The sequence below is a fragment of the bacterium genome, from assembly GCA_036524115.1.
Classification (GTDB): Bacteria; JAUVQV01; JAUVQV01; order JAUVQV01; family DATDCY01; genus DATDCY01.
Genome location: DATDCY010000230.1, coordinates 1 through 7549, shown reverse-complemented (window position 1 = coordinate 7549; position 7549 = coordinate 1). Strand labels below are relative to the sequence as shown.

Here is a 7549-nt window from a genome sequence, read left to right as displayed (position 1 = left end):
ATCGGGTGGCGGCGGCGGGGGCGGAACTGGAGCCGCGGCGGGTGCCGCCGCAGCGGGGGCCTGGGCCGCGGGGGCGGCCGGCTTGGGCGCGGTCTCGTCGCTCATGACGGGTTGAAGTCCTTTTCCGGGTCCACGGGGCAGTGCGAGAAGAGGAACGGCGGCAGCGGCCGCGGCGGCCGCGCCCCGCCCTCGCGCTTGATCTGCTCCTGGAGCTTCATGAGGGCGTGCAGCAGCGCCTCGGGGCGCGGCGGGCACCCCGGCAGGTAGACGTCCACCGGTAGCACCTTGTCCACGCCCTTGACGACCGAGTAACTCTCGTAGAAGAAGGGCCCGCCGCTGGTGGCGCACGCGCCCATGGCGAGGACCCACTTCGGCTCCGGCATCTGCGCGTAGAGCAGCCGCAGGCGGGTCGCCATCTTGAACGTGATCGTGCCCGCAACCACAATCATGTCCGCCTGTCGGGGCGTGGCGCGCGCAACCTCGAACCCGAAACGCGACCAGTCGTGGCGTGAAGCGCCGGTCGACATCATCTCGATCGCGCAGCAGGAGGTGCCGAACGTCAGCGGCCAGAGGGAGTTGGCCCGCGCCCACGACAGCACGCGGTCCACCTGCGTGAGGAGAAAGCCGCCGCGGCGCACCGGCAGGCCGCCGGGCGCCCAACCGGTCTCCTGCGTCTCCCAGCGCTGCGCCTCGTCCTTTACGTTCTTCTCGGTCATTATCATCACCGCCAGGCGAGGTAGCCCTTGCGCCAGGCAAAGGCGAAGCCGAAGACGAGGATCACGAGGAAGACGCCGCCCTCGACGAGCGCCGTCACGCCGATCTCGCGGAGGACCGCCGCCCACGGGAAGAGGAAGACCACCTCGACCTCGAAGATCAGGAAGAGCAGCGCGAAGACGTAGTAGCCGACGTTGAAGCGCGTCCAGGCCGAGCCGAGCGGCACCTCGCCGCACTCGTAGGGGAAGACCTTAGCGCCGCGCGGGTCGTGCGGGGCGATCAGGCGGGAGAGCCCGAACTGGAGCAGGACGAACAGCACCGCCGCCAATATGCTGAAGGACAGGTAGTAGAAGTCCACCGCTCCTCCTACACCGTTGTTGCCTGTCGCCACCGAAGGGGCCGGCCAAACGGGCAGAACCTATAACATACGGATGTTGACGATTGCAAGTGTGAAATGCTTCACTAGGAAACGTGATTTCAGGCGCATTCCTTGACAGGGGCGCGGGCCGGCCGGAAGATCTCGTCCGGCGGCTGGGCGACCGCGGGAAAAAAAGCACATGAGCGACGTCGCGATCTGGATCGTGATCTTCCACCTCGGGCTGCTCGGCCTGAACTGGCCGCTGCTCGAGGTCTTCCGCGGCGCGCTCTTCGAGTACCTGCTCGCCTTCTGGCTGCTCTTCGTGATCCTCGTGGCGCGCGCGGCCCGCGGGGGCGGCCCGCCGGCGCGGGACTGAGACGGACGGGTGTTCAAGCCGTACATCGTCTTCTTCATCCTGCTCAGCTACCTGCTGCTGCTCTTCGGCATCGCCTGGGTGGCGGAGCGCCAGGAGCGGCGCGGCCGCAGCCTCGTCAACAACGCCTACGTCTACTCGCTCTCGCTCGCGGTCTACTGCACCTCCTGGACCTTCTACGGGAGCGTCGGCCGGGCCGCGACGGGCGGGCTCTCCTTTCTCACGATCTACCTCGGGCCGACGCTCATGGCCTCGCTCTGGGCCATCGTCATGCTGCGCGTGGTGCGCATCGCCAAGGCCAACCGCATCACGTCGATCTCGGACTTCATCGGCTTCCGCTACGGCAAGTCCCTGCTGCTCTCGGCGCTCGTGGCGGGCGTGGCGGTCGTCGGCGTCATCCCCTACATCGGGCTGCAGATCAAGGCCATCATCAGCACGTTCGAGATCGTCTCGCACGAACCGCGCGGCGGCGCGGCCATGGGCCTGGTGATCACGCTCTTCCTCGGCGGCTTCGCGATCATCTTCGGCGCGCGCCGCCTTGACTCCTCCGAGCGCCACGGCGGCCTGGTCTTCGCCGTCGCCTTCGAGTCGATCGTCAAGCTCCTGGCCTTCCTCGCCGCCGGGGCGTTCGTCACCTACGGGCTCTTCGACGGGTTCGGCGACCTCTTCGGGCGCATCCGCGCGACGCCGTTCGCCTCGATGCTGACCATCGACGGCGGCGACGGCACCGGGTACACCGAGTGGTTCGCGCTGCTGGTGCTCTCGATGCTGGCGATCCTGCTGCTGCCGCGCCAGTTCCAGATGGCGGTCGTCGAGAACTGCGACGAGCGCCACCTGCGCAAGGCCGCCTGGCTCTTCCCGCTGTACCTCTTCCTGATCAACATCTTCGTGGTCCCCATCGCCTGCGCGGGGCTCCTGCACACCGGCTCGGCGCTCGACGCCGACTACTTCGTGCTCTCCCTGCCGCTCGGGCAGGGGATGCAGCTGCTCTCCCTCGCGGTCTTCCTCGGGGGCTTCTCGGCGGCGACGAGCATGGTCATCGTCGAATCGCTCGCCCTGAGCACCATGGCGATGAACAGCATCGTCATGCCGGCGCTCATCGGCCTGCACGAGCACCCGCGCTTCCCGACGATCATCCTCGCGATCAAGCGCCTGGTCATCCTCGGGGTGGTCTATCTCGGCTACCTCTTCGCCGTCTCGATCGGCGAGTTCTACAGCCTCGTGGACATCGGGCTGAAGTCCTTCGAGGCCGTCGCGCTCTTCGCCCCGGCGTTCCTGCTCGGCCTGTTCTGGAAGCGCGGCAGCACCGCCGGGGCCATCGCCGGCCTGCTCGCGGGCTTCGCCGTCTGGTTCTACACGCTGATCATCCCGGCGATGCAGAAGGCGGGCCTCATCGCCGCCGGCGGCGGGCCGGGTCCGGCGGCCGCGGGCCTGCTCGACCCGGGCGCGCTGTTCGCCGTGCGCGGCCTCGGCAAGTGGGGCAACTCGCTCTTCTGGTCGATGTTCCTGAACCTCGGCTGCTACGTCGGCTTCTCGCTCGCGAAGCGGCCCTCGCGCGAGGAGCAGATCCAGGCGCTGCTGTTCGTCGAGTCCGACGATCGCGCGCGGGAGCTGCCCGTCGGTTCCTCGTTCACCGTGGCGGACATCGAGGCGATCCTCGCGCAGTACGTCGGCGCGGACCAGGCCCGGGGCGTCGTCGCGGACTTCACGTCCCGCCGCACGACGAAGGGCAAGGAGCTCTCGCCGCAGGAGCTGCGGGCGCTGCGCTTCGAGGCCGAGCGGGTGCTCTCGGGCGCGATCGGCTCCTCGCTCTCGTCGATCATCTTCGAGGACAAGCTCGTGCTCTCCGAGCGCGAGCGGGCGGAGCTCTCGGCCTCCCTCCAGCGGATCACCGCCAGCCTGCGGCTCTCGCGCCAGGAGCTGGCGCAGACCAACATCGCGCTCTCGTACCTGCAGGAGTTCTCCGCGAACATCATCGAGAGCGCGCCGGCGGGCATCGCGACCGTCGACCCCTCGCTGCGCGTGAATTACTGGAACCGCGGGATGGAGGCGCTCTCGGGCATCGGCCGCGAGGCGGCGCTCGACCAGCCCGTCGACCGGCTGCTGCCCTGGCTGCGCCGCGGGCTGCTCCAGGGGGGCGCGCAGGTCGAGGAGATCGTGCAGGCGCCGGGGCAGCGCTGCTTCCGCGTGCTGGTCAGCCCCTTCAAGGACCCCTCCGGCGGGCTGGTCCTCGTCGTCGAGGACATCTCCGAGAAGACCAAGATGGAGGAGCAGCTGCTGCAGGCCTCGAAGCTCGCGAGCATCGGGCGGCTGACGGCGGGGATCTCGCACGAGATCGGCAACCCGCTGGCCTCGATCTCCTCGCTCGTGCAGGAGCTGGCGGAGGTGGACGCCGACCGCGCCGAGGGGCGGGAGTTCACGCGCGACTCGCTGCGCGCGATCAACGGCCACCTCGAGCGGATCTCGCGCATCGTGCGCAGCCTCGGGGACTTCGCCCGCATCTCCACGGGGAGCAAGGTCGCGAGCGACATCCGCGAGATCTTTCACCGCACGGTCGAGCTGGTCCGCTACGACAAGCGCTTCCGCCGCATCCGCTACCAGGCGGAGTTCGAGCCGATCCCGGCGCTGCTGGTGAACCCCGACCAGATGGAGCAGGTCTTCCTCAACCTGCTGCTCAACGCCCTCGACGCCATGCCCGAGGGGGGCGACCTGCGGGTGACGATGCGCCGGCAGGGCGCGGACGTCGTGATCGAGGTCGCGGACACGGGCCGCGGCATCGAGCCCGAGGTCGTCAAGCGCGTCTTCGACCCGTTCTTCACCACGAAGCCGCTCGGCAAGGGGACGGGGTTGGGCCTGAGCATCTGCTATGGTACGGTCAAGGAGCACGGCGGGACGATCACGATCAACAGCGCCCGGGGCGCGGGGACGACCTTCGAGATCCGCCTGCCGGTGCCGAGGCCATGAACGAGCGGCTGCTCATCATCGAGGACGAGACGACGCTGCGCGACTCGCTCAAGCGGGTCTTCGCGCGCGAGGGCTACGAGGTCGAGGCCGCCGCCTCGGCCGAGGAGGCGCTGCCCCGCATCGAGGAGCGCGCCTTCGACGTCATCCTCACGGACATCATCCTCCCGGGGATCGACGGCATCGAGCTGCTCGAGAAGGCGCGCCAGCGCGACCCGGCGCAGATCGTCATCGTGATGACGGCCTACGCCACGCTCGACACCGCGGTGCGGGCGCTGCGCGCGGGGGCCTACGACTACGTCATCAAGCCGGTGATCCACGAGGAGCTCAAGCGCATCGCGCGCAACGCGCTGCATGTGCGCGCCCTGCGGGCCGAGAACGTGATCCTGCGCAAGCAGATCGACGAGCGCTACGGCATGGAGCTCATCGTCGGCGAGAGCGACCCGATGCGCGCGCTGCTCGCCGAGGTGCGCAAGGTCGCCGACTCGCGCAGCAATGTCCTGCTGCTCGGGGAGACGGGCACCGGCAAGGAGCTCTTCGCGCGCGCCATCCACGCGCAGAGCTCGCGGCGCGAGAAACCCTTCGTGCCGATCAACTGCAGCGCGATCCCGGAGAACCTCATCGAGTCCGAGCTCTTCGGCTACCAGCGCGGGGCCTTCACGGGCGCGGTCGGGGCCAAGGCCGGCCTCTTCGAGGAGGCGGACGGCGGCACGGTCTTCCTCGACGAGATCGGCGAGCTCGACACGCGCCTGCAGTCGAAGCTGCTGCGGGTCATCGACGACCGCGAGATCCGGCCGCTGGGCTCGACGCAGAGTCGTCGCGTGGACCTGCGCTTCGTCGCCGCGACGAACCTCGACCTGGCCTCGGCCGTCGCGGGCGGCGGTTTCCGCGAGGACCTCTTCTACCGGCTCAACGTGATCACGCTGCGGATGCCGCCCCTGCGCGAGCGGCGCGAGGACATCCCGCTGCTGGTCGGGCGGTTCGTCGAGCAGTTTGCCGCCGAGCTGGGGCGGCGCCCGCTCGCGCTGGACCCGCAGGCGCTGCGCCTGTTCGAGGGCTACCCGTGGCCGGGGAACGTGCGCGAGCTGCGCAACGTCGTCGAGCGGCTGGTGCTGGTCGCGGACGGGCCGGTTGTGCTGCCGGTGCACCTGCCGGAGCGCCTGCGCCGGAGCGAGGCGCCGCCGGCGCAGCCCGCGGGGGAGTTCACGCTCTCGATAGAGGAGTACACCAAGCAGTTCATCCTCTCCCACCAGGGCGCCTGCAGCGAGCAGGAGATCGCGGGGATGCTCGGGATCACGCGCAAGGCGCTCTGGGAGAAGCGCAAGCGCTGGGGCCTCAAGCACCAGTGACGGCCGCCGATACGGGGCCATCTGCCGCGTCGCGCCCCTTGCGTCTTCCTGCGGCGACCACGAGGTCGCCTCAGAATCCGCGTCGGGACCGCTCCTTGCATCTGACCCCGTCTCGGCGCCCTCTCCGTTTCGTGCCCTGACGGCTTTTCTTTGCCGTGCTGACTGCGCGGTCGGCCGGCCGGTCGGCGCGCTCGCGGTCAGGCCCCGGACGCCTCGCGCATCAGCTGGACCGAGAGCATCGCGATCGCCCAGAGGACGTCCGTCGGCAGGTGGCGCGGGGCGCTGGCGTCGAAGAGCAGGTCGGCGCGGGCCGGGAACTCGTCGTCGGCCCGCCAGAGGATGATCGTCACCGGGACCTTGGGGAGCGCCGGCAGCTCCACCGCCGCGTCGCCGTAGGGCACCGCGCGGCCGCCGAGTGCCCCGCCCGCGGCAAGAAAGTTCTCCGGGCGGCTGGTGTGCCGCGCCGCGAGCGCGTCCAGCGGCAGGACGTGGGTGCCCCGCGCGAACAGGTCCCCGCCCGGCAGGCGCCCCGGATTCACGAGCACGTCCGCGGGCCGGTCGCCGGCCGCCCGGACGAGGTACCAGAGCAGTGCGAGCCGGAGCAGGTCGCCGTGCGCCTCGAGGATGGCGGCGCCCCGCGGGTCCAGGCCGGCGATCCGGCGCTCCCCGGGGCGGACGAGGAAGAGGCGCCCGAAGGACGGGACCCGGTAGGCCCCGGTCGCGGCGTCGAACGACGCCCGGGAGCGGGCGCAGACCAGCTCAGCGGCGCTGCGCGCGAGCAGTTCCCAGGCGCGCTTCTCGCCCGAGTCCGCGACACCCATGGTGGCATCATAGCCGAAGCGGCGGGCGTTTCTTGACGAACCGGCGCCCGCACCGGAGAATCCGACATCATGAAGCGCGAAACGGTCGCGATCATCGGTCCGGGGCGCGTCGGGGGCGCGCTCGGCAGACTGCTGGCCCGGGCGGGCTACCGCGTCGTAGCGGTCGCGGGGCGCACGCGCCGCTCGGCGGCCTCCGCGGTCCGGTTCATCGGGGCGGGGACGCCGACCGCGGACCCGGCCGCGGCCGCGGCGCGCGCGGCGATCGTGCTGCTCACGGTCCCGGACCGGGAGATCCGCGGCCTGTGCGAGCGCATCGCCCACGCCGGCGGCTTTCGGCGCGGCTCGCTCGTCGTCCACGCCTCCGGCGCGCACACCCGGGACCTGCTGGAAGCGGCGCGCGCGGCCGGGGCGCTGCGCGCCGTCGTCCACCCGCTGCAATCGGTCCCGGAGCGGGCACTCGGGGTCGCGAGCATCCCGGGGAGCTTCTTTCGCGTCGAGGCCGACCGCGGCGCGCGCACCCGGGTCCGGGCGCTGGTCCGGGCGCTCGGCGGCGCCGAGCTGACCCTGCCGGGGTGGAAGGGCGACCCGGCGTCGGCGGCGCTCTACCACGCGGGCGCGGTCGCGGCGTCGAACTACCTCGTGACCCTCCTCGACTACGCCGCGCGGCTGCTGCGGACGCTCGGCGCGGACCGGGGGCAGGCGCTGCGGGCGGTGCTGCCGCTGGTGCGCGGGACCCTCGCCAACATCGGGCGGCTCGGCATCCCGGCGGCGCTCACCGGGCCGGTGGCCCGCGGGGATGTCGCCACGGTTGCGGCGCACGTCGCGGCGCTGCGGGGGCGGGCGCCGGAGCTGCTCCCGCTGTACGCGCTGCTGGCGCGCGAGACGGTGCCGCTCGCCCGCGAGAAGGGCGGACTGAGCGCCCGCGCCGCCGGCGAGCTGCTCGACGTCCTCGGCGAAGGCGGCGGGCGGGCAC

7 protein-coding genes are annotated in these 7549 nt (G+C 71.2%); 4 read left to right on the top strand and 3 right to left on the bottom strand.

What is annotated here, in order from left to right:
• Positions 1-101: 101 nt before the first annotated feature.
• Both nuoB and VI078_11250 read right to left on the bottom strand, forming a co-directional pair.
• The gene (nuoB, locus tag VI078_11255; protein ID HEY5999858.1) at positions 102-716 is read right to left on the bottom strand and encodes an NADH-quinone oxidoreductase subunit NuoB; all 615 of its coding nucleotides are present in this window, start codon (positions 714-716) and stop codon (positions 102-104) included.
• Positions 717-721: 5 nt separating this feature from the next.
• The gene (locus tag VI078_11250; GenBank protein ID HEY5999857.1) at positions 722-1072 is read right to left on the bottom strand and encodes an NADH-quinone oxidoreductase subunit A; all 351 of its coding nucleotides are present in this window, start codon (positions 1070-1072) and stop codon (positions 722-724) included.
• Between the two features lie 199 nt (positions 1073-1271).
• Between VI078_11250 and VI078_11245 the strand changes: the two genes are divergently transcribed.
• The 3 genes from VI078_11245 to VI078_11235 are packed head-to-tail and all read left to right on the top strand — an operon-like array spanning position 1272 to position 5755.
• Positions 1272-1448: a hypothetical protein gene (locus VI078_11245; GenBank protein ID HEY5999856.1), complete on the top strand. Its 177-nt coding sequence runs from the start codon at positions 1272-1274 to the stop codon at positions 1446-1448.
• 9 nt (positions 1449-1457) lie between these two features.
• On the top strand, positions 1458-4409 hold the full coding sequence (locus VI078_11240; GenBank protein ID HEY5999855.1) for an ATP-binding protein: 2952 nt from the start codon (positions 1458-1460) through the stop codon (positions 4407-4409).
• Positions 4406-5755: a sigma-54 dependent transcriptional regulator gene (locus VI078_11235; GenBank protein HEY5999854.1), complete on the top strand. Its 1350-nt coding sequence runs from the start codon at positions 4406-4408 to the stop codon at positions 5753-5755. The genes VI078_11240 and VI078_11235 overlap by 4 nt, the downstream gene beginning before the upstream one ends.
• A gap of 197 nt (positions 5756-5952) precedes the next feature.
• Here the strand turns inward: VI078_11235 and VI078_11230 are convergent, their stop codons facing one another.
• Complete coding sequence (locus tag VI078_11230) at positions 5953-6576, bottom strand: DUF3786 domain-containing protein (protein HEY5999853.1); 624 nt, start codon at positions 6574-6576, stop codon at positions 5953-5955.
• A gap of 69 nt (positions 6577-6645) precedes the next feature.
• Between VI078_11230 and VI078_11225 the strand changes: the two genes are divergently transcribed.
• Positions 6646-7549, top strand: a 904-nt coding sequence (locus VI078_11225; GenBank protein HEY5999852.1) for a Rossmann-like and DUF2520 domain-containing protein, incomplete at its 3' end; no start/stop codon positions are given.

What these genes read in the sequence shown, in the direction of transcription:
- nuoB (HEY5999858.1), bottom strand. Translation starts at nt 716, where the DNA reads ATGACCGAGAAGAACGTAAAGGACGAGGCGCAGCGCTGGGAGACGCAG.
- VI078_11245 (HEY5999856.1), top strand. Translation starts at nt 1,272, where the DNA reads ATGAGCGACGTCGCGATCTGGATCGTGATCTTCCACCTCGGGCTGCTC.
- VI078_11235 (HEY5999854.1), top strand. Translation starts at nt 4,406, where the DNA reads ATGAACGAGCGGCTGCTCATCATCGAGGACGAGACGACGCTGCGCGAC.
- VI078_11230 (HEY5999853.1), bottom strand. Translation starts at nt 6,576, where the DNA reads ATGGGTGTCGCGGACTCGGGCGAGAAGCGCGCCTGGGAACTGCTCGCG.